The organism is Micromonospora sp. NPDC126480 (assembly GCF_040302465.1).
GTDB lineage: Bacteria > Actinomycetota > Actinomycetes > Mycobacteriales > Micromonosporaceae > Micromonospora.
Genome location: NZ_JBEORU010000005.1, coordinates 103,958 through 124,841, shown reverse-complemented (window position 1 = coordinate 124,841; position 20,884 = coordinate 103,958). Strand labels below are relative to the sequence as shown.

Below are 20,884 nucleotides of genomic sequence, written 5' to 3'. Positions count from 1 at the left end.
TGCGCGATGCCGGCGGGGCGTCGGCGATACTTTGGGGCGTGGAGTACGTGTCCAGAGTGCCGCGGCCGCCGCTGGACGAGTTGATCGACGACCTTTACTACCTGGAGGGTGCGTCGCCGTACGCCCGGTTGACGTTGCCGCCGATGCCGGCGGCGTTGCTCATCGTCAACCTCGGGGCGCCGTTCCGCATCCGCGCCGGCACCGACATCGAGCCAGCCGAGTACGCCGACGGCTGCGTGGTCACCACGCCCACCCGCGCGTTGGAGTTCGGCTACCCACTCCGGACCCGGTCCGTCGGCGTGCACTTCAAGCCGTGGGGGCTGGCGCCCTTCCTGCCGATGCCCGCAACCGAGCTGTGTGACCGGCCGGTGACGGTGGAGCAGGTGTGGGGCCGGCCCGCCGTTGCTGAGCTACGAGACCGGCTGGCCACGGCGGACGGACCGCACGAGATGCTGACGCTGCTCGAGGATGTGCTGACACGACGGCTGTGCGAGACCACCGGCTTGGGGCTGGTCCGCCATACGAGCAGGGTCATCGCGGCGGCCAGCGGGGCGGTGGCGATCGGCGACCTGAGGGTGGCAGCCGGTGTCAGCAGCACTCATCTGACACAGCGGTTCAAGAAGGTCATCGGCGTCACGCCGAAGCGGCTGGCCCGCACCTACCGCTTCGCCGCCACCGTGTTCTCGATCAACCCCGCCGGGCCGATCGACTGGGGCGACCTCGCCGGTCGCGCAGGCTACTTCGACCAGGCCCACTTCGGCCACGAGTTCCGGGCGTTCACCGGGCTCACCCCGACCCGGTACGTAGAAGTCCGGCGGCAGTTCCTACGCGAACACCCCGGCCATGTGCTGGACAGCTGGCCGCTGCCGGCCGATTGATTTCTTACAAGAGCGACAGCTCACGACAGGCCAGTATGGGGGCATCCCAAAGCAGAGGAGAGCCCGATGGGCAAGGTGGTCATGTACAGCTCGGTGTCGGTGGACGGCTTCATCGCGGACGAGAATGACCAGCCCGGACCGCTGTTCGACTGGTTGTCCAGCGGTGACGTCCCGTTGGACGAGAGCGGCGGACTGAAGGTGTCGCAGGCGTCCTACGACTACACCCGGGCGTACTGGGACCAGATCGGGGCGACAATCGTCGGCCGTCACGTCTTCGACATGACGGACGGCTGGGACGGGAAGCCTCCGGGCGGGATCGACCACGTGGTCGTCGTGACGCACCGGCCGAAGCCCGAAGGCTGGGATCCCGAGGCGCCGTTCCACTTCGTCGACGGCGTCGAGGCAGCCGTGGCCAAGGCGCAGGAGCTCGCGGGTGACCGCATAGTAGAGGTCGCCGCCGGCGACGTCGGTGGCCAGGTGCTTGCCGCAGGCCTGATCGACGAGGTGCGCATGGACGTCGTACCCGTCGTGTTCGGGTCCGGCAAGCGCTACTTCGGGTCGGTCCACGCGCAGCACCTGTTGGCGGATCCGGACGTGGTGATTCAAAGCAACCGGGTGCTTCACCTGCGCTACCGCGTGCGCCGTCAACCGATCTGAGCGGGCACGCCACGCACGGAAGGCCACCGCGAACGGTGACACCGTTTGCCGCTGTTCCCGACCTACCGGATGTCGAGACGCGGGCACCGTGGCGTCAAGCGACGCAGAACTCGTTGCCCTCGGGGTCCTGCATGACGACGTGACCGAGCACGTCGCCGTACCACTCCTCGCGGATGACCGTCGCGCCGGCGGCAACCAACTCGGGGACTTTCTGCCGGATCAGGCGGGCGCGCTCGACCATGTCCCAGGGGCCTGGACCGGCTACCCGAACATCGATATGCAGGCGGTTCTTGCTGGACTTGCCCTCAGGCACCTTCAGGAAACTGATGGCGGGGCCCCGGCCATCCGGGTCGACGATTGACGCGCTGTCGGGCTCCTCGAAGCCAGGTTCCTTCACATAGCCGAGGGCGAGCGCCCAGAAAGCAGCGATCCGCTGCGGATCGTAGGCATCACATCCCAAGGTCCAAAAAGTGGCCATGGCGCCAACTTACGGGGGGCCCGCTGTCATCGGCACGACCGGACGCTGATCGGGCGCGGTCAGCGGCATGATCGGCGCCCATCTTGGTCGCCCGTCTCAGCTCGGTCGCCCACCGAACCGCCACTGATGCACCTCAATTCCGGCGTATCGATCAGCGGAGAGGACCTCCCGCGCGCTGTCTCCGTCGGGCGCTTCCAGCAGAACTGCGGCCCCGAGCACCAAGGAACCGTCATCGGACAGGAGCGGACCACTGGCAATCAGCTCGTCGCGGAGCGGTAGTTCGGTGGCGTCCGCTGCTGGTTCCAAGGTGAACCCGAGGACGAGGTAGCGGTTGTGGTCAGGCCGGCCACCACTGAAGTCCCACATCGTGCGACCCAGGGAGTTGTGCCACCGTCGCAGCAGCACGTCGCGGTAGGCGCCAGCCTGGTAACCGGGCTCCTCGAAGGCAAAGGCGCGGGCAGCGGTGGAATCTGGCAGATCGAGAATGTGTACGCTGCCGGTCAGAGTTCCGTCGCTGGTGAAGGTGGGGCCGCGGGCGATCATCGTCGCGGCGAACTGATCCATGTACGACCAATGCTGCTCCACCATCTGGCTCCGCAGCGTCGTCGAACCGGGGCGATCGCGGTGGTAGCAGAAGAACTCCATGGGTCGAGCGTTGCTGAGGCTCCTGACGGGCGCAATGGGATTGCTTGCAGCGCCAGGCTCGCTCGCTCATCGGCACGACAGCGCACTGCGCGGGCAGGGACCAACGCGCGGACAGTGGTCTGGACGGCTGGGTAGCCGGTCGTGAGTTCCGAGTCGGGCATTTGGATGAACTCGTCGCCTGGCACGAGTTGCAGACGGAGCGCGGCATGAGCGGACCTACAAGAGACGGCGACAGACTCGTCGTGCCGTTCAGCGGTCATGAGCTTCCTGGTCGCGGGGCCGATCCGGTGGGAGCGGTACCAACGGGGCGACAATCTAGACCGTTCGATCGCTACACTCCCGGACAAGGTTCGGAACCGCACACGAAACCCGATGCGCTGAATCAGAATCGGATGGAGATGCCATTGACCCGCGACAAGGCCGCACCCCCCGGAATCGACCCCACCGTTCCCAGCGTGGCCCGGGTCTACGACTACTTCCTGGGCGGTAAGGACAACTTCGAGGTCGACCGGAAGGTCGCCGAGCAGGCCCTGCGGATCACTCCGGACGGGCCGGCCGCCGGCCAGGCGAACCGGGCCTTCCTGCGCCGGGTGATCCGTTACCTCGTGACCGAGGCCGACATCGATCAGTTCCTCGACGTCGGGTCAGGACTGCCCACACAGGGCAACGTGCACGAGGTCGCCTCCGAGCACAACCCGAGCGCTCGGGTGGTGTACGTGGACAACGACCCGATCGTCCTGACGCACGGACGAGCCCTGCTCTCCACGGAGGGCACGGCGACGGTGATCCAGGCCGACATCCGGCGACCGCAGGAGATCCTCGGCGATCCGGATGTCCGTCGATTCCTCGACTTCGACCGGCCGATCGGGTTGTTGCTCTTCGCGATCCTGCACCACCTCGGCGACGACGAGGGGCCACGAGCGGTGTCGGCAGAGCTGATCGACGCGCTGCCGTCGGGCAGTTACGTGGCGATCTCGCACTTCCGTGATCCGGGTGACCGGGACCCGGAAGGCTCCCGTAAGGCCCGTGAGGTCGAGCGGGTCTTCAACGAGTCGCTGGGCACCGGCCGCTGGCGTACCGACGACGAGATCCTCTCCTTCGCCGATGGGCTGACGCTGCTGGAGCCGGGGCTGGTGCCGCTGGCCGAGTGGCGTCCGGATCCGGGCATGCCCGCGCCGAAGCAGACCGACACCTACCACACCTTCGTCGGACTACTTGCCCGCAAACCGTAGGCCGTTGCGACGTAGCCGCCGGTCGTTGCCGCGATCCGCTGCCGGGCGCAGCGAGGCCGATGCCCGACAGTGAACGCGTGTACCCAGCCCTTCCGGTAACGCTTGCCCACACCGTCGGTGGGCAGCGCGAACTCGGTCGCTGTCACGCCACGTCCTCATTCCTCGTCTGCTGGTGCACGGAGGCGAAAAGCGCGTTGACCGCCTGCTCGTCGAGGCCGGCCGCGTAGGCGCGGCGCAGCCAAGTGTCCATCGACATCACGCGGGACGGATTCGAGTGGGCGCTGGCGCGAGCCTGCCTGAGTCACTACGACCGAGACCTGCACGGCGACAAAGCGACCTGGTCACGGCAACTCAAAAGCAGCCCGGTCCGAGTGCAGTGGGATCCGGAACGATCGCTGCAGCTGAAGGCGCTGCCGTACCGGTCGCTGCAGGTTGGCCTCGCCACCGTTCAGCGCGTGAGGGACCTACTGCGCGTCGGCGACGAACAGGCGGCAGCGGCTCACCTGCCCGTCGAACATGCTTACCCGCTGCCGGCTCAGATCGCCGCCGGCCTCGATGCCGGCCCGGACGTCACCTTCGACGAAGTGCCCGAGCAACAGCACGGACCGTAACGCGGCCGGAGTCGCGGCGCCGAGGCTCCAGCGGGGTGCTGGGGCCTCGGCGCCCTTCGCCTTGCTCGACTCAGCGGGAACGCTACAGCCTGCGGGTGTTCAGCCGCTGGAGCGATCCAGGTCGATCAGGCCTGCAGGTGTACGCGGCGGCGCCGTGCGACGAGCGCCAGCGCGATGCCGGCCGCGACGGCGACCGCACCCGCGACGGCGAACAGCATGGTGTTGTCACCGGTGACCGGCAGGCCCGGGCCGGCGCTCGGCGACGCCGACGGCGCAACGCTGCTCGCCGACGGTGAGGCGCTCGGTGAGGCGCTCGGCGAGCTCACGGGGACCTTCTTCGCCGGTACGTAGATCTGCGGCTCGTCGCTGTCGTCGGCGATGACCAGCGCCGGAGTGTGGTCGTACTCGCCGTTCTCGCCGGCCAGGATCTTCCAGCCTGCCGGGGCGGTGAAGGTCAGCAGGACCTCGCCGGCTGGGAGCTGGGCGAGACGGAACAGGCCCCGGGCGTCCGTGGTGGCCTCGGCGTACTTCGTCTTGCCGTCGGCACTGGTGGCGACGACCTTGACACCCTCGACGCCGGGAGTCTGGGGCGTCCACCCGGCGTCATAGGACTCACCCTGGAAGACGTAACCGCCAAGATCGTCGAAGGCGCCCGCCACCATCAGCCGCACGCTGGTGATGTTGTCGGCGTCGTTGGCCTCGCCGTTGTCGGCGGCAAGCTCGAAGGCGACGTATCCGTAGCCGCGCTGCCACGCCACGTGGTTGGTCTTGCCGGTGAGCTGAACGGTCTTCGTGGCGCCGGCGGCGAGGTCGAAGCCGGTCGACAGCTCACCGTAGACGACGTCGTCGACGCCCTCGCTGTCGCCGCCGGTGTAGTGCACGCGTTTGGCGTCGACGGAACTCTTGTTCTTCACTGTGACCGTGATGGTGAAGGTCTCACCCTCGGCGTAGTTGGCCTTGTCGGCGGCGGAGGTCACCGCGATATCCGGCTTGGGGTCGGCGGCCAGGGCGGCCGTTGCCGGAAGGGCGGCCACGAGCACGCCCGCGAGGGCGGCGGCGGCAAGTGCGCGCATGGAGGTCTCCGTAATGGGGGGCGGGAATCAGCGCGATGCTAGCGGCTGGGTGGGTCGCACCGCTGTCCCCCGAGCGAGAGCGTGATCGGAAGGTATCCGATCACGGTTGGCTTCAGCGCGAGGGCCTGGCCAGCGACGAGCGCAAAAAGCTCGCGGCGCTGACGCCGCTCGCGGTGGACGCCGCCATGACGTCGCGCTCGGCAAGATCGCTACAACCCAGAGTCGAGCGGAAGTTCGAAGTGGATGGTCTCGAAGCGAGAGTCCTGCTCGTCGACGTCGCCCCGGGCGTCGTGAACCTCGACGACCGGCATCGACCGCCAGAACGCCTCCGCACCGGGAACGCGCGCGTTGGTGTGCAGGTAGATGGTGCGGTAACCGCCGTCTCGGCGGACAAAGTCCAGGGCTGCCGCGACGAGGCGGCGGGCCAGGCCGCGGCGACGGTGCCCGGGCAGCGTCGCCACCCGCAGCAGCTGGGCGACCCGGGGACGGTCGGCGTATCGGGCGGCCAGCCACTCCGCGTGCGGAGGGCTGTTCGGCCCGCCGATGCGGATCGCCGCGGTGGCCACCACCGTCCCGGGGCCGGCGTCGGGGTTGGGCGGTGTGGCGGCGACGAACATGGCTTGTCGATCGCTGTCGACGTACGTTTCCGACATCCGGTCCAGATCCCAGTGCCACTGCGGGGTGTAGCCGTACCCGAGGTCGCGCTCGGCGACGTCGAGCACCACGGCGCGGGCCGCTCGCAGGTCCTCCGGCGTTGTCGCACGCCGGATGACGTACCGGTTGATGGTCGTGTCAGTCGTCATGCGAACCTCCGGTCGGGTGGCAGTCGATCAGCGCTCGGGTCAGTGGGTGCGCGGCCTGCTCGCGCAGGGTCGGTGCGGGTAGGTCCTCGACGATCCGACCGGCGTCGAGCACCGCGATGCGGTGGCAGAGCGCCTCCAGCACGTGCAGGTCATGCGAGATGACCAGGGCAGCCATGTCGTGTTCGCGGACCAGGTCGCCGAGCAGGTCGAGGACGCCTTGGCGCAGCGGAGCGTCGAGCGCGGTGACCGGCTCGTCCGCGACCAGCAGCCGCGGGCGCAGCGCCAGCGCGCGGGCGATCGCCACCCGCTGGCACTGCCCGGTGCTGAGCTGTCCGGGCCGGCGACTTCCGAGCCCGGCCACGCCAACGCGGTTCAACAGCTCGTCCGCGCGCGCCCGCCGCTGCGCGCGGCTGCCGACCCGGTGGGCGTCGAGCGGGTCGGCGACCAGTTCCCGCGCGGTACGCCACGGGTTCAGCGAGCCGCGCGGATCCTGCGGTACGACCTGCACCGAGCGGCGCAGCGCCCGCCAGCCCGCCTCCGCGGGGGTCCGCCCGTTGATGCGCAGGTCACCGCCGTCGGGCCGCTCCAGGCCGACGAGGCAGCGCAGCAGGGTCGTCTTGCCGGCGCCGCTGCGGCCGGCGATCCCCACCACCTCGCCGTCGGTCACGTCAAGGTCGACACCGTCCAGCACGGCTCCGGTGCCGCGGTACCGCTTGCGCAGCCCGCGCACGGACAGCACCGCCGCGCTCGAATCGTCGCGCGGCGCCGGCGGCGCTGCCGAGCGCGGGCGCCGGCCGTCGACCAGGCTGCGGGTCACCTCATGGCAGGGCTGCACGAGGACTTCGAGGGCGGGGCCCGTCTCCACCACCCGCCCGTCGTGCAGCACGGTGACGTCGTCGGCGAGTCCGGCGGCCAGCGCCACGTCGTGGGTCACCAGGACAACCGCCGTCCCGCCGTCGGCCACCTGGCGCAGTGTCGCCGCGAGCGCGGCGCGGGCGACGCCGTCCAGGGCGGTGCTCGGCTCGTCCGCCAGCAGGACCGCTGGACGCGGGGCGACCGCCAGCCCGACGCCGAGGCGCTGCGCCATCCCACCGGACAGCTGGAAACAGTACCGGGACGCCACCGTCGCCGAATCGGCGAAGCCGGCCCGACGCAGCATCCCATCAACCCGCCTCGGGGAGGCGTCGCCACCGGTGAGCCGGTCCGCCTCCCGAACCAAGGACGCGACCCGACGCAGCGGCGTGAGCGCCTGCGCCGGATCCTGCGCGATCAGGCCGACGTGCCGGCCGCGTACCCGCCGCCACGCGCCGGGGGCGGACAGGTCGATCGCACGCTCCCCAGCGCCCAGCATGAGCCGGCGCGCCGACACCAGCCCCGGCGCCGGCACCATGCCGATCAGGGCGTGCAACAGCGTGGTCTTGCCCGAGCCGCTCGCCCCCAGCACCACGTGCACTCGCCCGGTGGGCAGATCCAGGTCGATCCCGTCCAGCACCACCTGCTGGCCGTAGATCACGGTGAGCCCGCGGACCGACATCGCGGAGGCCGTCATTCGGCCACCGTCTGACCGGCGCGGTCCAGCACGTCCCGCAGCCCCTCCCCCACGCAGGTCAGTCCAAGAACGGTGACCAGCACCGCCGCGCCGGGCACGAGCACCAGGTGCGGCGCCGACCACAGCGCGGCCCGACCCTCCTGCAACATCGCTCCCCACTCCGCGCTGGGCGGCTGCGCGCCCAGCCCGAGGAAACTCAACCCGGCCACCACTCCGATCAACTGCGCCGCCTCCACCGCGGCCAGCACCAGCACCGGCCCGCGCAGCCGCGGCCACACCTCGTAGCGCAGCAGCCGCCACCGGCCGGCGCCCAGCGCCCGCGCGGTCACCGCCGACGGCTCTGCCAGTGCGGCGCGCACCAACGATCGGGACAGCCGGGCAAAGGGTGCCCACAGCACGATCAGCACCCCGGCGATGGCGGTGACCAGTGACGGCCCCCACAGCCCGACCAGCGCCAACGCCACCACCATCACGGGGAACGCGACAAGCAGGTCGAACACGTGCCGCGCCGCCCGGTCCACAAGGTAGCCGAGCGATGCGGCGAGGGCCCCCAACATCGTGCCCACCGATACGACGAGCGCGAGTGCCGCGGCCGTCGCCAGCAGCGTGATCCGGCCACCGTGCAGTACCCGGGCAGCCAGGTCACGGCCGAATCGGTCCGTGCCCAACCAGTGCTCGGCACTCGGACCGGCCAGAGCCGGACCGACGCCCTGCGCTGCGGGGTCGTACCGGGAGATCAGCGGGGCCGCCGCGGCGAGCAGCACCATGACGCCGACCAGCACCACCCCAATGGTGAACAGGCCGTATCCGGTTCCCCACCGCGACAGCCGCCGCAGGCTCCGGCTGAACCCCGTCGCCGCGGTCATTCCGTCGCCTCCGCCCGCTGCTCGACCCGCGGGTCCAACGCATGCTGCAGCACATCGACCGCCCGGTTGACCAGCACCACGACGACGACCACCAGCAGCAGGTACGCCTGCACGACCGGATAGTCCTTGGCCGCGATGGCCGCCACCGCATAGCCGGACACGCCGGGCCAGGAGAAGATCACCTCGGTGATGACCGTTCCCGCCACCAGGCTCGACAGGGTCAGCCCAGCCAGGGTCAGCAGCGGGGTGAACGCCGGCCGCATCACATGCCGAAACGTCACCCGGGCCGGTGAGGCGCCGCGCGCCATGGCGGCAAGCGCGTACGGCTGTCCGTGCTCGCTGATCAGCGACGCGCGCAGCAGCCGGGCCAGCAGCGGCATCGCGCCCACCCCGAGCACCACCGCCGGCAGCCACAGCCGCCGCCAGGTCGCCTCGCCGGCGACCGGGTAGCCGAACCAGTCGGCGGCATAGCGCAGCGCCAGACTGCCCAGCAGGAACGTCGGCACCGCCGTCGCGGCCAGCGACAGCAGCCGCAGCAGATGATCGGCGAGGCCACCCGGGCGGCGGGCGGACAGTAGGCCGACCCCCCAGGCGCCGGCGAGCGCGACCAGGAACCCGGCGCCGCCGAGCGCGGCGCTGGCCGGTAGCCGCTCGACCAGCTCGTCGGCGACCGGCCGCCCGGTGCGGTACGACGTACCCAGGTCCAGCCGCACCACCCGGTCCAACCAGCGCACGTACTGTTCGGGCACGCTGCGGTTCAGGCCCAGCTCCTCGGCGCGCCGGGCCCGCGCGGCAGCCTCCTCCTCGGGTGTGAGCAGCGCGCTGGCCCCGGACTCGCCGAACTCGACGTCGACCGCGTCGCCGGGCGCCGCCCGGACCAGAGCGAACACCAGCACCGAGGCGACCAGCAGCAGTCCGGCCGCGGTGACGCCGCCGCGCGCGAAGACCACCGCCACCCGAGCCCAACCGCCCCCCGCGCCCGGCCGGTCGCCAGCCAGCTCCGCCACCGGCGGGGGCAAGACCTTCGCCACCGTCTGCTGGTCAGCCAAGAGTCATCTTCGGCTGGACGATGTTCTCGTACTGCAGCGGATGCGCCACGAATCCGGTAACGGTGTCGGCGATGCCGGTCGCCAGCACCCGCGGGTGCACCGGAATCGACGGTGCCAACTCCGCCACGAGCTTGTTCAGTTCGTACACCGCAGCCGTCCGCTGTGCTTCATCGGCGGCCCCGGCCGCCTGCGCCAGCAGGCCCGGGATCCGCGCGTCGGTGTACCGGCCGTGGTTGGCCGCGCCATCCGGTCCGATCTGCGCGGCGATCAACTTCGGCGTGTCACCGAGCGTGGTCCACGCTTGGGTCACCGCGTCCCAGTCCCCGGTCTCGATCGACTGGTTGATCAGCGAACTCTCCACATTGCGGACCTGTACGTCGATGCCGAGCCGGCCCCACTGCGCCTGCAACACCTCACCGGTGGCCGCCTCGGCGCCGAACGTGAGCAGCCGCACGGTCAGCGGTTTGCCACTCTTGGCCCGTTTTCCGTCCGCGCCGAGGGTCCAGCCGGCCTCGTCGAGGAGCCGCTCGGCGGTCGCCTTGTCGAACCGCGTGTACCCCTGGTTCGCGGCGTCCGGGAACGCAGGGTTGGACGCCAGCCAGCTCGGCGCCGGCACGCTCAACCCGTTGGTGGCCAGGTTGACCACCTCTTGCCGGTCCACGCCCCACGCCAACGCTCGGCGTACCCGCTGGTCGGCCAGTGCCGGCGCGGCGGCCGAGGACGGGTTGAGGTAGACGGTGACGGTGTTGGCCGCCGGCTTCGCCACCAGCGACATGTCGGGTGCCGCCGCCAGCTCCTTGGCGCGGTCGGTGGGCAGGTCCTGCACGATCTCGGCCTGGCCGGACAGCGCGATCTGCGCCCGGGCCTGCGGGTCGGCTACCTTGCGCACCGCTACCTTCGCCAGACCCGGGGTGCCGCCCCACCAGCGGTCGTTGCGTTCGAGGACCATCTGCCGGTCCGACTCGAACCCGGTGATCCGGTACGGGCCGGTCAGGTCCGCTGTCGCGAGGTCGGTGCCGGAAGAGCCTGCCGGGTAGCTGGCAGCGTTGTGGACGACCAGCTGGTAGTGGGCCAGCGCGTACGGCAGGCTGTAGGCGGGTTCCTTCGTGGTGAACGTGACCGTCCGCTCGTCACTCGCGGCCACCGTCACGTCTTTGAGCAGCCCGGCGGCGAGGGTGTTCTCGGCGCGGGCCCGCTCCATCGAGGCCACCACCGCCGCGGCGTTCACCGCGCCGCCCTTCCAGAACGTCACGTCCGGTCGCAGCCTCGCCGTCCACACCGTCGGCGAGGTGGCCTCGACCTTCTCGGCCAGCTCAGGCGCCACGCTGCCGTCGGCCTGGATCCGCATCAGCCCCTCCGCGGCCCCGACCGAACGCAGGTACGACGCGCTCAGCTCCGCCATCGGATCCACGCTCGCGGCCAGGGCGCTGGTCACCACCCGCACCGTCCCGGAACCGGCCCCGTCGGCCGCGTCGCCGCCGCTGTCGCCACACCCGGCCAGCAGCAGCGCCGCGGCCACCGCCGCCGCGCCGACCCTCGTGTTCACACCCGTCACCTGACGACTCCTCGCCCACATCCGATCTCAGCGAGAGAGGTATACCATCAGTTGGCAAGCGTTTTCAATTTCAGTAACGGTGGATCGCGCACGGTGGACCGGGCTGGGTTGTCGCGGTTGATTCGGCCACGAGCCCGGCGAGCTGGCACCCACCTCGGATCCGGTCACCCGCCGTCTACCGGGCGGCGGCGAACAGGTGCTGACCGAGCGCGGCCAGCGGGATGCGTGTTGATCTTTGGGGGTCGCTCGGCCGGTTGGCGATCCAGATCAGCGCATCTGGCCATGCAGTTCGGCGTTTCGCGCTCGGGATGCGGTCTTATGGGCATGCGTCGTCGCGGGGTCGTGCCGGTTGTGTTGTAGTGGGCGTCGTGGATGCTGCGGAGTTGGCCGACCGGTTCGGGCTCGGCCGGGCCCGGGAGCTGTCCGACGGGCCGGTCGCTCAGGGCCGGCAGGGCGAGGTGTGGCGGCTTGAGACGGTGGACGGCCGGTGGGCGGTGAAGGTGCCGTTCCACGAGTCTGGCGAGGACCGAGTGCGGGCGTCGACCCAGTTCCAGGAGGCGGCGTGCGCCGCTGGCGTACCGGCACCGGCGGTGCGACGCGCCACCGACGGGCGTATCCTGGCCCGCGTTGGTGGCCGGCAGGTGCGGGTGTACGAGTGGGTCGATCTCGAAGCACCCGATCCGGGTATGGACCCGGTCCTGGTGGGCGCCGCGGTGGCCGCGATCCACCGGGTGTTGGTCCCTGCCGGTGGTCAAGTGGACCCGTGGTACACCGCACCGGTGGGCGCCCCCGCCTGGGACAGGCTGGTCGAGCGGCTGCGCGAGGCCGGGGCGCCGTTCGCCGGCCGGCTGGCGGCACTACGCGACGAACTGGTCGCGTTGGAGTCGTGGCTGGAGCAGCCGGTGACGTTGCGGACGTGTCACCGCGACCTGTGGGCCGACAACATCCTGCGGACGGCCCAGGGCGGGGTGTGCGTGATCGACTGGGAGAACAGCGGACCGGCCGACCCGGGTCAGGAACTCGCCTGTGTGTTGTTCGAGTTCGGCCGGTCAGATCCAGGCCGGGCACGCGCGCTGATGTCGGCGTACGCGGCGGGCAGCGGTCCGGCGACGGTCGCCCGCCGCGGCGATTTCTCGATGCTCATCGCGCAACTGGGCCACATCGCCGAGATCGCCGCCACGGACTGGCTGGAGCCGAATGTGCGTAACCCGGATCGGGCCGGCGCCGCGGCGTGGATCGGCGAGGTGCTCGACGAACCGCACACCCGCGAGGTGCTCGGCGCACTCCTGCACGCGGTTTCCGGCACTACCCCACCCGGGCATCCCGGTCCGTAGCACGCCGGCATGACGACCTGGATGGAAGTGTCCTCCTGGTAGACCACATCAAAGCCGTCGCGCCGGCGTCCACCAACTCGGGCACCTTCTGCCGGATCAGTCGTGCGCGCTCGGCCATGCCTGAGGGGCCCGGGCCCGCCACCCGGACGTCAACATGCATCCGATTCTTGGCGGACTTGCCCTCGGGGGCACATGGAAAGAAAAGTACATCTTGCCCGATTTGGTCAGGGCAGCCTTCGGAAACCAAGTACCGAGCGGTCTTGGTCTCGGAGCGGCCTATGGCGGCGGAAGAGCCTGCTTTAGGGTGAAGCCATGAAGTCGATCAAGAAGTTCCAGGTCACTTTCGACTGCAAGGAGCCTGGGCGCGTCGCGCGATTCTGGTGCGAGGTGTTGGGGTACGTCTTGTCGCCACCACCGAAGGGGTTTGCCAGCTGGGAGGACTACAACCTCGCCCTGCCGTCCGAGCAGCGGGACGCATGGTCGGCCTGCATCGACCCCACCGGCGTCGGCCCGCGACTGTTCTTTCAGCGCGTCCCAGAAGGCAAAGTCGTAAAAAATCGGCTGCATCTCGATGTGCGGACCGGCGCCGGGCTCGTGGGCGCCGAGCGTCTGGCCGTACTTGAGGCCGAAGGCGCACGGCTGATCGCGCTCGGCGCGACACCTGTGCTGCTGCAGCATGCCGATGAGGAAAACGAGTCGTGCTACACGCTGCAGGACATCGAAGGCAACGAGTTCTGCCTCGACTGAGCGCCGCACATGCCGGCTTCGCAGTCAACCGGTGTAGTTCGCCATCGCGAGATCCGGGTGCGGAATCCGACAATCTCCGGTCCGGCAAGCGATTTCAGGGATTGTTGAATCGAGGAAGCCCGAGGATCAGGCGACGCAGAATTCGTTGAGCCTTTTTCATCGTGATCAAGGGCTCTTGAGCAGGCACGTGGCAGGCGGGGTTCGGTGAACAGCATCGGGCCGGTGACCAGGTCGGGCTCCTCGATCGGCAGGATGATGAGCAGCACCTGTATCTCGTCGGCGCGCAGCTTGGCCAGTGCCTCGTCGAACTGGACCTCCCGGGCCTGGATCTCGCTGTCGGGGCAGCGGCGCCGGAACGCCGCGGCGACGCGGAGGATGACCTGGCGCAGGCCGGGACGGATGAGGGAAACTGTCTCGATGCCTGCTGAGTACGTCCAGAGTGACCAGTTCCGTGGTGCCCGCATCCACCTATGCGACCTTGCCGGCCTTGAGATTCGCGATTGCGAGGTCGGCGGCCTGAAGATCGTGGACTGCTATGGGGGCGACGTCTACCTCGGTGGCGACTTCGAGCGTCTGGTTGTTAACGACGTCGACGTGACTGCCTACGTCGAGGCCGAGCTCGACCGGCAGCATCCCACGCGGGTGTTGGCGCGTGACGCCGCGTCCTCCGTCGACTACCGGGCTGCTTGGGATGCCATCGAGACGCAATGGGAGGCGACGCTCGACCGCGCCAGGCACCTGCCCGAGGCCAAGCTGCACGAGCAGGTCAACGGCGAGTGGTCGTTCGTCGAGACCCAACGGCACCTGCTGATGGCCGGCGATGCCTGGCTTGGTAATGCCGTGCTCGAGGAGGATGCGCCGTACCACCCGTTGGGCCTTCCTCACGGCGGGATGCCGCCCGACGCAGCGGCGAAGCTCGGGCTCACCCTCGAAGCCACCCCGACGCTCGACGAGGTACTCGCACCGCGGCTCGCTCGCATGGCCACGATGCGGCGTGTCGTCGACGGGCTCACCGAGGCCGAGCTCGATCGGGTGTGTGGTCGCAAGCCGGCGGACCCATATCCCGACCGGGAGTACGTCGTGCGCCGCTGCCTCAAGGTGGTGCTCAAGGAAGAGGCCGAGCATCACCGTTATGCGGTACGCGACCTCGCCGTACTCGAGGCCGGTGGCTGAACCGGGTGAAGGCGCCCGCCGAGCAGGAGCGCAGACCGGTCGGGCGACTTCCAGCCGCAGTGCGTGCTGCTACACCCGGGCTCCTCTACTCCCGTCCCAGGCAGTGGACTACTCGTTGTCTTCTTGCTGCTGGCTCCTCGGAGGTATCTTCTGGTTCGATCTCGAGCCGGCCTCCAGGACCATGATGGACCTGGCTGCGAGGCCCAGCTGATTCACCCTGGGGCGCTCCGCATGACAGCGGCACTCTTCCGATACCTGTCGTCGTCCTGCTCACGCGGACCGCCCCTGGGTGGCGTGGTGGGCCGGCGACCCAACTGATCGGCGGCTTGAGAAGACGTATGCCTCCCGCCGGACCGTACCGATGCAGGCTGGCGGTTATCCGCAAGCGGTGCCTACGTCCGCTGGTATACGGTCCCTGAGGTGGTCATGAGCGCGCAGGACGTTGTGGGCGTAATCGAGTCAGACCCGGGAGCAATGAGAGTCCTTCGGGCTACGGCTGACCTTGGATTACCAGACTGGTGGATCGGTGCCGGCTTCGTACGCAACCGCATCTGGGACGCGATCAGCAATCTCCCGGCCTCGCCGGAGCGCGACGTGGATGTCGCCTACTTCGACCCGGAGAAGCTGGACCCGAGCGAGGACGCACGCGCCGAAGCCAAAGCCATGGTGGCCCTGCCTGGGGTGCCGTGGGAGATTCGTAATCAAGCACGGATGCATCTGTGCAATGGCGATGAGCCCTACACGTCCGCTCTAGACGCGATATCGCGCTGGCCCGAAACGGCAACGTGCGTCGCGGTTACTCTGCGGGGTGACTCTGTTCGCCTCGTGTCCTCCCATGGGCTGGCTGACCTTGTGGGGATGGTTGTCCGTCCCTCTCCAGCCTTCAACAACGCGGTTGGCCGCGCGAAGGTACAGCGCCGCGTGGAGGTCAAGGGATGGCTCGACCGGTGGGCCGGACTGCGGCTGGAGATCTAGCGCTCACGCCAAAGCGGAGGAAGGGCAGCCCCGACAGGACGTCCTCCGTGTCGGCGGCGTCAGGCGATCAACTCGCCCCGGACACCGCGATGCCGCCGGCATTCGAGACGATCACCGCTCCGCAAGCCCGAGGACGGCCGGTATGCCCGCCAACAAGAAGCGCCCGTCCCTCCGGGGACGGGCGCTTCGGGTACGCGTTCAGCCGCGCTCGGCGACCTGGGTGACGAACGCCCGCCAGGCGGCCGGAGAGAAGACCAGCGCCGGCCCGGTCGGGTCCTTGGAGTCCCGCACGCCCACAACGCCAGGCAGGTTCCCGGCGACCTCGACACACGCCCCGCCGTTGTTGCCGCTCTTCGTGCTCTTGCGCCACTGGGCGCCGGTCAGGTCCATGAGCTTGCCGCTTCCCTCAGCAGGTCTAGGGACTGCGACCGCGAGAGAGCTTCCCCGCGGATGCGTTCCCACCGTCGACTCAGCGTAGCAATTTCGGCCGCGCCCTCGATTATTTGCGCTTGGGCCTGACCGTCCACATGGGCGACCGTCGCCCCGTTCTCCTGTTCGGCGAGGATGAACGGCCCGCCCAGTCCGGAATACATGCCCGCCGCTGCCGGGACGATATGAACGGAGACCGTCGGTAGCTCCGCACAGGCGGCCATGTGCGCGCACTGCTCGCGCATCAGTTCCCGGTCACCGTACGCGGTCCGGCGGAGGACCAGTTCGTCTATCACCGCGATCAGCATCGGGGCGTTGTCGCGACGGAGTACTGCCTGACGCTGAAGGCGCGCCGAGACGAGATGGTCGACCTCAACGGCCGTCAGCTTTTCACCAGCCAGGGTCGCGCGTGCGTACGCCTCCGTCTGGAGCAGGCCCGGGACCCATGCCAACTCGAACCAGCGCAGTGACACCGCCTCGCGCTCGATGTCGGCCCAGGGGCGAAACCATGCCGGTTCTCGGCGCTTCAGGACGTCCGGCCAAAGTTCCGCGACCTCCCGTCCGAGGATCGCAGCAACCTGAGCGCGGTGCCGTGTCTGTGGAATCCGTCCCTGGCTCGCCCACTTCGCCGCCGTCTTTGGATCAACGCCTACCTGAGCTGCGAGACTGTCGGCGGTCTCACCAACCTCGGCCATCGCCGCGACGACTGCCTGATTCATCCTCAGCCCTTCCCATAGCTTCCCCGGAACGTCCTGAACGTCGATGGGAAATTGTCCTACGCGGTGTAATCGACCCACAACTCTCGGCAGGGTGCTTTGTAGACGGCATGGTCGGTGGAGGCGACCCGGAGGCCCGGCGGCCCGTGCCAGTCGCGGGGCCGCCCGGCCGGGGCGGCCCCCTTCCAACCGGAGGGAGGCCCAGCCATGAACCTCGCACCGAACGTCACGATCCGCGTCCCCGACGACGCCTACCGGTACGGCACCGGCACGCTGACGTTGACCATCACCGAGGTCGTCGGCAGCGACGTGGTCGACGGGAAGGTCTGGGTCCAGTTAAAGGGCCGCGAGATCCGCCCGGACTGGTCGGTCGCGCCCCGCGAGCGGTACGCCGCCGTGCGGCTCGACGCCGTGACGCTTGTCGAACCGGTGCGGGTCGTATGAGCCGGCGCCGCGTCGAACATGTCCCCTCCCGGCCCACCTGGCGGTGCCGGGCGTGCGGCATCGCCTGGCCGTGTTCGCCGGCAAAGCTGCGCCTGTTGGCCGAGTACCGGAACGACCGGGTCGCGTTGACGGTCTACCTGGCGACGCTGCAGGTCGAGGCCGCCGAGCAGCTCGCCGAGCTGGACGGCGGCGTACCGCCCGCCGACCTGGCCGCCCGTTTCCTCGGCTGGGCTACGCCTCGCGGCTGACCGGCTCCACCGCGCCGACGCCCCGGCGGGTCACCAGGAAGCCGAAGGCCGCGGCGGTGAAGAACATGACGATGCCGTACACCGCCGCGGGGACCGCCATGCGGGTGTTGTCGAGCAGCGCCGGGCTGAGCGCGATCGTGATGGCGAGGGTGCTGTTGTGGATGCCGATCTCGAACCCGGACGCCGTCGCCGCGCGCCGGTCGATCCCGGCCAGCCGCGGCACTCCGTAGCCGATCGCGAGGCTGAGGATGTTGAACGCCAGCACGGCCAGGCCGACCGAGACGAAGTAGTCGGCGATGTTCTCCCGCTCGCCGAGCACGGCGCCGGCGATCACCGCGACGAGCACCACGACCGACAGGGCACGGACGGGACGGTCCAGGCGTTCGGCGACGCGCGGCACCCGGGCGCGTACCAGCATGCCGATCGCGACCGGGACGAGGACGATGGCGAACACCTGCAGCACCTTGTCGAACTGGAGACCGATGCTCCGCCCGTCGGTCAGGAAGTACCCCGCCGACAGGTTCACCACGATGGGCAGGGTGAACACGGCGAGCACCGAGTTGATGGCGGTCAGCGTGATGTTCAAGGCCACGTGCCCGCCGAACAGGTGGCTGTAGAGGTTGGCGGTGGTGCCGCCCGGCGACGCGGCCAGCAGCATCATGCCGACCGCCAGTTCCGGCGGCAGGTCGAACGCGAGGACCAGGCCGAAGCAGAGGGCCGGCAGCAGCAGCACCTGGCAGGTCAGCGCGATGACGGCCGCCCTGGGGTGCCGGGCCACCCGGCGGAAGTCGTCGACGGTGAGTCCGAGACCCAGGCCGAGCATGATGATGCCGAGCGCGACGGGCAGTCCGATCAGGGTCAGCGCTGAGTCCATGGCACGACATCGTCACGAACCAGAAACCTCCTCACAATCGTCCGTACGGTCGGCCGCGGGCCCGGACCGTACCGGATGGGCTCTTGACCGCTGGAGCGAGACCGGCTTAGGTTCATCGATCAGGTAGGTCTCTTAACTGTTTCGCTCCGTCCCGCATGGGAGTGCCGATGCGACCGTTCCGTCCCCGCCGCCTCACCGCCCTCGCCGCTCTCGCGGCGGTGCTGGTCACCGCCGCGCCACCGGCCGCCGCCGGCGCCCACGGCCAATCGGAGCGCCGGGCCGGCTACCACAAGGTCGGCTACTTCACCCAGTGGGGCATCTACGGCCGGGCCTTCCCGGTCAAGAAGCTCGACACCTCCGGTGCGGCGAGCCGACTCACCCACGTCAACTACGCCTTCGGCAACGTCAGCGAGGACGGGCGCTGCTTTGTGGACGGTGGACCGGGCGAGGGCGACGCGTGGGCCGACTACCAGCGTCCCGTGCCCGCCGAGGAGAGCGTCGACGGTGTCGCCGACGCCTGGGGCGAACCGCTCAACGGCAACTTCGGCCAGTTGGCCAAGCTCAAGGCCAAGCACCCCGAACTGAAGGTGATGATCTCGCTGGGCGGCTGGAGCTGGTCGACGTACTTCTCCAACGCCGCCCGCACCGACGCCTCCCGCAAGGCCTTCGTCGCCTCCTGCATCGACCTGTACCTGAAGGGCAACCTCCCGGTGCTCGACGGCGGCAGCGGCGGGCCGGGTGCGGCGGCCGGCGTCTTCGACGGCATCGACCTCGACTGGGAGTGGCCGAACTGGCCCGGCGAGCCCGGCAACGTCATCCGCCCGGAGGACCGGGAGAACTTCACCAAGCTGCTCGCCGAGTTCCGCCGGCAGCTCGACGCGTACGGCCGGCAGACCCGCCGGCACTACGAGCTGACCGCGTTCCTGCCGGCCAACCCGGCCACGATGGACGCCGGGTACGAGGGCCGCAAGATCTTCAAGTACCTGGACTTCGCCACCGTGCAGGGCTACGACTTCCACGGCACCTGGGAGGCGAGGACCAACCAGCAGTCGGCGTTGCGTGTGCCGGCAGGGGCGCCGGACAACCCCGACTTCTCCGTCGAGGTGGCGATCGACGGCTGGATCGCGCGCGGCGCGCCACGCCACAAGCTGGTCCTCGGCATCCCGTACTACGGCCAGGGCTGGACCGGCGTGACCGGCGGCGGGAACGGCCTGTTCCAGCCCGCGACCGGGCCCGCGCCCGGCACCTTCGCCGCCGGGAACGAGGATTACAAGCAGCTGAAGACCCTGCCGGGCAAGGGCTTCAACGTCCACCGCGACCTCCGCTCCGGGCACGCCTGGCTGTTCGACGGCACCACCTTCTGGACGTACGACGATCCGGCGGTCGTGCTGCAGAAGACGCTGTACATCCGGCGGGCCGGCCTCGGCGGAGCGATGGTCTGGTCGCTGGACGGCGACGACGACAACGCGACCCTGACCAGGACGATCAGCCTCGGTCTCACCACCTGGTAGCCGATTGCCCGTGACATAGAGGCTGATTAATGTAATAAGCCATGACGGACGTGACACCCCGCAGTGTGCGGGTGGTGGCTCTGGCCGCGGCGGCGTTCCTCGCCGTCGCGGCCGTCGTTCTCCCGTCCGCGCCCGCCCGCGCGGCCGCCGCGGACTTCGTCGCGGAAGGCACGTGGTCGACCGGCTACGTGGGCAAGGTGACCGTCCGCAACGACGAGGCGGTCCCGATGACCGGGTGGCGGGTCGAGTTCGACCTGCCCGCCGGCACCAGCGTCGCCAACCACTGGAACGCCGCCCTGACCCGCACGGGGACCCGGCACGTCTTCACCAACCTGGCGCGGAACGGCACGCTCGCCCCGGGCGCGTCGACAAGCTTCGGCTGGGTCGCCGCCGGCACCGGCACCCCGGTCGACTGCCGGGTCAACGGCGCACCCTGCGCCGGCGGCGGCGGCCCGGACGTCAGCCCGCCCACCGTCCCGGCCAACCCGCGCACCAGCACCGGAAGCCAGACCCTCACCCTGCTGTGGGACGCCGCCACCGACGACCGGGGCGTGACCGCGTACGAGATCTTCTCCAACGGCACCCGGATCGCCACCACCACCGGGACCAGCCACACGATGCCGATCCCGCCGCCGATGATCTTCACGTTCGGCATCCGGGCCCTGGACGCCGCCGGCAACTCCTCCCCGTTCGCCATCATCAAGCTCGGCTCGATCCCGGACGCCGAACCACCCGCCGTGCCGACCGGCCTGCGGCTCACCGGCCCGCAGGACGGCCACTACCGGCTCACCTGGGAGCCCTCGCGGGACAACGTCTTCGTCGCCGGGTACGAGGTGCGGCAGACCGGCACCGCGTCCGGCGTCACCCTGGTCGGCGACACCTTCGCCTACGGCGTCTCCCGCGGGTACGGCACGTACCTGTTCCAGGTCCGGGCCTTCGACAGCTCGGGCAACTTCTCCGCACCGGCGTCCATCGGCATCGCCGTCGACCCGCCGCCGCCCACCCCCAGCTCGTCCCCCACGCCCTGAGCAGCCGGA

Annotated in this window: 23 protein-coding genes and 1 pseudogene; 12 read left to right on the top strand and 12 right to left on the bottom strand. The window is 69.8% G+C overall.

Translation table 11 applies throughout. The features are described from left to right. Nucleotides 1-38: 38 nt before the first annotated feature. On the top strand, nucleotides 39-878 hold the full coding sequence (locus ABTW87_RS06645) for an AraC family transcriptional regulator (protein WP_350649198.1): 840 nt from the start codon (nucleotides 39-41) through the stop codon (nucleotides 876-878). 66 nt (nucleotides 879-944) lie between these two features. Continuing rightward, nucleotides 945-1,535, top strand: a complete 591-nt coding sequence (locus tag ABTW87_RS06640; protein WP_350649197.1) for a dihydrofolate reductase family protein — start codon at nucleotides 945-947, stop codon at nucleotides 1,533-1,535. A gap of 94 nt (nucleotides 1,536-1,629) precedes the next feature. Here ABTW87_RS06640 and ABTW87_RS06635 read toward each other — a convergent pair whose 3' ends face one another. Both ABTW87_RS06635 and ABTW87_RS06630 read right to left on the bottom strand, forming a co-directional pair. Next, a complete protein-coding gene (locus tag ABTW87_RS06635) occupies nucleotides 1,630-2,013 on the bottom strand; it encodes a VOC family protein (protein ID WP_350649196.1) in 384 nt (127 codons plus the stop codon). Nucleotides 2,014-2,109: 96 nt separating this feature from the next. Then, nucleotides 2,110-2,658 carry a YciI family protein gene (locus tag ABTW87_RS06630; RefSeq protein ID WP_350649194.1) on the bottom strand — a complete coding sequence of 183 codons (549 nt, stop codon included), beginning with the start codon at nucleotides 2,656-2,658 and terminating at the stop codon, nucleotides 2,110-2,112. Between the two features lie 398 nt (nucleotides 2,659-3,056). On the opposite strand from ABTW87_RS06630, the gene ABTW87_RS06625 reads away from it, so the two are divergent. Together ABTW87_RS06625 and ABTW87_RS06620 are read left to right on the top strand one after the other, a co-directional pair. Next, a complete protein-coding gene (locus ABTW87_RS06625) occupies nucleotides 3,057-3,890 on the top strand; it encodes an SAM-dependent methyltransferase (protein WP_350649193.1) in 834 nt (277 codons plus the stop codon). Nucleotides 3,891-4,132: 242 nt separating this feature from the next. Beyond that, a pseudogene (locus ABTW87_RS06620) lies at nucleotides 4,133-4,501 on the top strand (DUF4291 family protein); the annotation flags it as partial. A 125-nt stretch (nucleotides 4,502-4,626) separates the two neighbouring features. On the opposite strand, the gene ABTW87_RS06615 reads toward ABTW87_RS06620, so the two are convergent. The 6 genes from ABTW87_RS06615 to ABTW87_RS06590 all read right to left on the bottom strand — a co-directional run bounded on the left by ABTW87_RS06615 (nucleotide 4,627) and on the right by ABTW87_RS06590 (nucleotide 11,396). Further along, nucleotides 4,627-5,574, bottom strand: coding sequence for an SdrD B-like domain-containing protein (locus ABTW87_RS06615; protein WP_350649191.1), 948 nt, complete (start codon nucleotides 5,572-5,574; stop codon nucleotides 4,627-4,629). A 209-nt stretch (nucleotides 5,575-5,783) separates the two neighbouring features. Further along, a complete protein-coding gene (locus ABTW87_RS06610) occupies nucleotides 5,784-6,377 on the bottom strand; it encodes a GNAT family N-acetyltransferase (protein ID WP_350649189.1) in 594 nt (197 codons plus the stop codon). Continuing rightward, nucleotides 6,367-7,926 carry an ABC transporter ATP-binding protein gene (locus ABTW87_RS06605; protein ID WP_350649187.1) on the bottom strand — a complete coding sequence of 520 codons (1,560 nt, stop codon included), beginning with the start codon at nucleotides 7,924-7,926 and terminating at the stop codon, nucleotides 6,367-6,369. The genes ABTW87_RS06610 and ABTW87_RS06605 overlap by 11 nt, the downstream gene beginning before the upstream one ends. Further along, nucleotides 7,923-8,792 (bottom strand): ABC transporter permease, encoded by an 870-nt coding sequence (locus tag ABTW87_RS06600; protein ID WP_350649185.1) that lies wholly within the window; start codon nucleotides 8,790-8,792, stop codon nucleotides 7,923-7,925. The genes ABTW87_RS06605 and ABTW87_RS06600 overlap by 4 nt, the downstream gene beginning before the upstream one ends. Beyond that, the gene (locus tag ABTW87_RS06595) at nucleotides 8,789-9,841 is read right to left on the bottom strand and encodes an ABC transporter permease (RefSeq protein ID WP_350649183.1); all 1,053 of its coding nucleotides are present in this window, start codon (nucleotides 9,839-9,841) and stop codon (nucleotides 8,789-8,791) included. The genes ABTW87_RS06600 and ABTW87_RS06595 overlap by 4 nt, the downstream gene beginning before the upstream one ends. Next, a complete protein-coding gene (locus ABTW87_RS06590) occupies nucleotides 9,834-11,396 on the bottom strand; it encodes an ABC transporter substrate-binding protein (protein ID WP_350649181.1) in 1,563 nt (520 codons plus the stop codon). The genes ABTW87_RS06595 and ABTW87_RS06590 overlap by 8 nt, the downstream gene beginning before the upstream one ends. A 368-nt stretch (nucleotides 11,397-11,764) precedes the next feature. Between ABTW87_RS06590 and ABTW87_RS06585 the strand changes: the two genes are divergently transcribed. Next, nucleotides 11,765-12,730: a phosphotransferase enzyme family protein gene (locus tag ABTW87_RS06585; RefSeq protein ID WP_350649179.1), complete on the top strand. Its 966-nt coding sequence runs from the start codon at nucleotides 11,765-11,767 to the stop codon at nucleotides 12,728-12,730. 312 nt (nucleotides 12,731-13,042) lie between these two features. Beyond that, entirely contained in the window at nucleotides 13,043-13,477 is a 435-nt protein-coding gene (locus ABTW87_RS06580) for a VOC family protein (RefSeq protein WP_350649177.1), read from the top strand. On the opposite strand, the gene ABTW87_RS06575 is transcribed toward ABTW87_RS06580, so the two are convergent. Next, nucleotides 13,432-13,941: a type 2 periplasmic-binding domain-containing protein gene (locus ABTW87_RS06575; protein WP_350649176.1), complete on the bottom strand. Its 510-nt coding sequence runs from the start codon at nucleotides 13,939-13,941 to the stop codon at nucleotides 13,432-13,434. The two genes, ABTW87_RS06580 and ABTW87_RS06575, sit on opposite strands and share 46 nt — an antisense overlap. Between ABTW87_RS06575 and ABTW87_RS06570 the strand changes: the two genes are divergently transcribed. Further along, nucleotides 13,895-14,650: a DinB family protein gene (locus ABTW87_RS06570; protein WP_350649174.1), complete on the top strand. Its 756-nt coding sequence runs from the start codon at nucleotides 13,895-13,897 to the stop codon at nucleotides 14,648-14,650. The genes ABTW87_RS06575 and ABTW87_RS06570 overlap by 47 nt on opposite strands. Nucleotides 14,651-15,076: 426 nt before the next feature. After that, nucleotides 15,077-15,625 (top strand): nucleotidyltransferase family protein, encoded by a 549-nt coding sequence (locus ABTW87_RS06565; RefSeq protein ID WP_350649173.1) that lies wholly within the window; start codon nucleotides 15,077-15,079, stop codon nucleotides 15,623-15,625. 198 nt (nucleotides 15,626-15,823) lie between these two features. Here the strand turns inward: ABTW87_RS06565 and ABTW87_RS06560 are convergent, their stop codons facing one another. Continuing rightward, complete coding sequence (locus tag ABTW87_RS06560; protein ID WP_350649171.1) at nucleotides 15,824-16,015, bottom strand: DUF397 domain-containing protein; 192 nt, start codon at nucleotides 16,013-16,015, stop codon at nucleotides 15,824-15,826. Beyond that, complete coding sequence (locus tag ABTW87_RS06555; protein WP_350649169.1) at nucleotides 16,006-16,773, bottom strand: DUF5753 domain-containing protein; 768 nt, start codon at nucleotides 16,771-16,773, stop codon at nucleotides 16,006-16,008. The genes ABTW87_RS06560 and ABTW87_RS06555 overlap by 10 nt, the downstream gene beginning before the upstream one ends. A 204-nt stretch (nucleotides 16,774-16,977) precedes the next feature. On the opposite strand from ABTW87_RS06555, the gene ABTW87_RS06550 reads away from it, so the two are divergent. Then, entirely contained in the window at nucleotides 16,978-17,214 is a 237-nt protein-coding gene (locus tag ABTW87_RS06550; RefSeq protein ID WP_350649167.1) for a hypothetical protein, read from the top strand. 95 nt (nucleotides 17,215-17,309) lie between these two features. After that, a complete protein-coding gene (locus ABTW87_RS06545) occupies nucleotides 17,310-17,462 on the top strand; it encodes a hypothetical protein (RefSeq protein ID WP_350649165.1) in 153 nt (50 codons plus the stop codon). On the opposite strand, the gene ABTW87_RS06540 is transcribed toward ABTW87_RS06545, so the two are convergent. After that, on the bottom strand, nucleotides 17,446-18,336 hold the full coding sequence (locus ABTW87_RS06540) for a bile acid:sodium symporter family protein (RefSeq protein WP_350649163.1): 891 nt from the start codon (nucleotides 18,334-18,336) through the stop codon (nucleotides 17,446-17,448). The two genes, ABTW87_RS06545 and ABTW87_RS06540, sit on opposite strands and share 17 nt — an antisense overlap. A gap of 167 nt (nucleotides 18,337-18,503) precedes the next feature. On the opposite strand from ABTW87_RS06540, the gene ABTW87_RS06535 reads away from it, so the two are divergent. Both ABTW87_RS06535 and ABTW87_RS06530 read left to right on the top strand, forming a co-directional pair. Next, nucleotides 18,504-19,847: a glycoside hydrolase family 18 protein gene (locus ABTW87_RS06535; protein WP_350649161.1), complete on the top strand. Its 1,344-nt coding sequence runs from the start codon at nucleotides 18,504-18,506 to the stop codon at nucleotides 19,845-19,847. 41 nt (nucleotides 19,848-19,888) lie between these two features. Beyond that, nucleotides 19,889-20,875 (top strand): cellulose binding domain-containing protein, encoded by a 987-nt coding sequence (locus ABTW87_RS06530; protein ID WP_350649159.1) that lies wholly within the window; start codon nucleotides 19,889-19,891, stop codon nucleotides 20,873-20,875. Nucleotides 20,876-20,884 lie beyond the last annotated feature (9 nt).

Coding starts and splice junctions, on each gene's coding strand:
- ABTW87_RS06630 (WP_350649194.1), bottom strand. CDS start 2,658: ATGGAGTTCTTCTGCTACCACCGCGATCGCCCCGGTTCGACGACGCTG.
- ABTW87_RS06580 (WP_350649177.1), top strand. CDS start 13,043: ATGAAGTCGATCAAGAAGTTCCAGGTCACTTTCGACTGCAAGGAGCCT.
- ABTW87_RS06565 (WP_350649173.1), top strand. CDS start 15,077: ATGAGCGCGCAGGACGTTGTGGGCGTAATCGAGTCAGACCCGGGAGCA.
- ABTW87_RS06610 (WP_350649189.1), bottom strand. CDS start 6,377: ATGACGACTGACACGACCATCAACCGGTACGTCATCCGGCGTGCGACA.
- ABTW87_RS06575 (WP_350649176.1), bottom strand. CDS start 13,941: ATGCGGGCACCACGGAACTGGTCACTCTGGACGTACTCAGCAGGCATC.
- ABTW87_RS06535 (WP_350649161.1), top strand. CDS start 18,504: ATGCGACCGTTCCGTCCCCGCCGCCTCACCGCCCTCGCCGCTCTCGCG.
- ABTW87_RS06640 (WP_350649197.1), top strand. CDS start 945: ATGGGCAAGGTGGTCATGTACAGCTCGGTGTCGGTGGACGGCTTCATC.
- ABTW87_RS06570 (WP_350649174.1), top strand. CDS start 13,895: ATGCCTGCTGAGTACGTCCAGAGTGACCAGTTCCGTGGTGCCCGCATC.
- ABTW87_RS06635 (WP_350649196.1), bottom strand. CDS start 2,013: ATGGCCACTTTTTGGACCTTGGGATGTGATGCCTACGATCCGCAGCGG.
- ABTW87_RS06605 (WP_350649187.1), bottom strand. CDS start 7,926: ATGACGGCCTCCGCGATGTCGGTCCGCGGGCTCACCGTGATCTACGGC.
- ABTW87_RS06540 (WP_350649163.1), bottom strand. CDS start 18,336: ATGGACTCAGCGCTGACCCTGATCGGACTGCCCGTCGCGCTCGGCATC.
- ABTW87_RS06600 (WP_350649185.1), bottom strand. CDS start 8,792: ATGACCGCGGCGACGGGGTTCAGCCGGAGCCTGCGGCGGCTGTCGCGG.
- ABTW87_RS06615 (WP_350649191.1), bottom strand. CDS start 5,574: ATGCGCGCACTTGCCGCCGCCGCCCTCGCGGGCGTGCTCGTGGCCGCC.
- ABTW87_RS06550 (WP_350649167.1), top strand. CDS start 16,978: ATGAACCTCGCACCGAACGTCACGATCCGCGTCCCCGACGACGCCTAC.
- ABTW87_RS06560 (WP_350649171.1), bottom strand. CDS start 16,015: ATGGACCTGACCGGCGCCCAGTGGCGCAAGAGCACGAAGAGCGGCAAC.
- ABTW87_RS06555 (WP_350649169.1), bottom strand. CDS start 16,773: ATGAATCAGGCAGTCGTCGCGGCGATGGCCGAGGTTGGTGAGACCGCC.
- ABTW87_RS06530 (WP_350649159.1), top strand. CDS start 19,889: ATGACGGACGTGACACCCCGCAGTGTGCGGGTGGTGGCTCTGGCCGCG.
- ABTW87_RS06625 (WP_350649193.1), top strand. CDS start 3,057: ATGCCATTGACCCGCGACAAGGCCGCACCCCCCGGAATCGACCCCACC.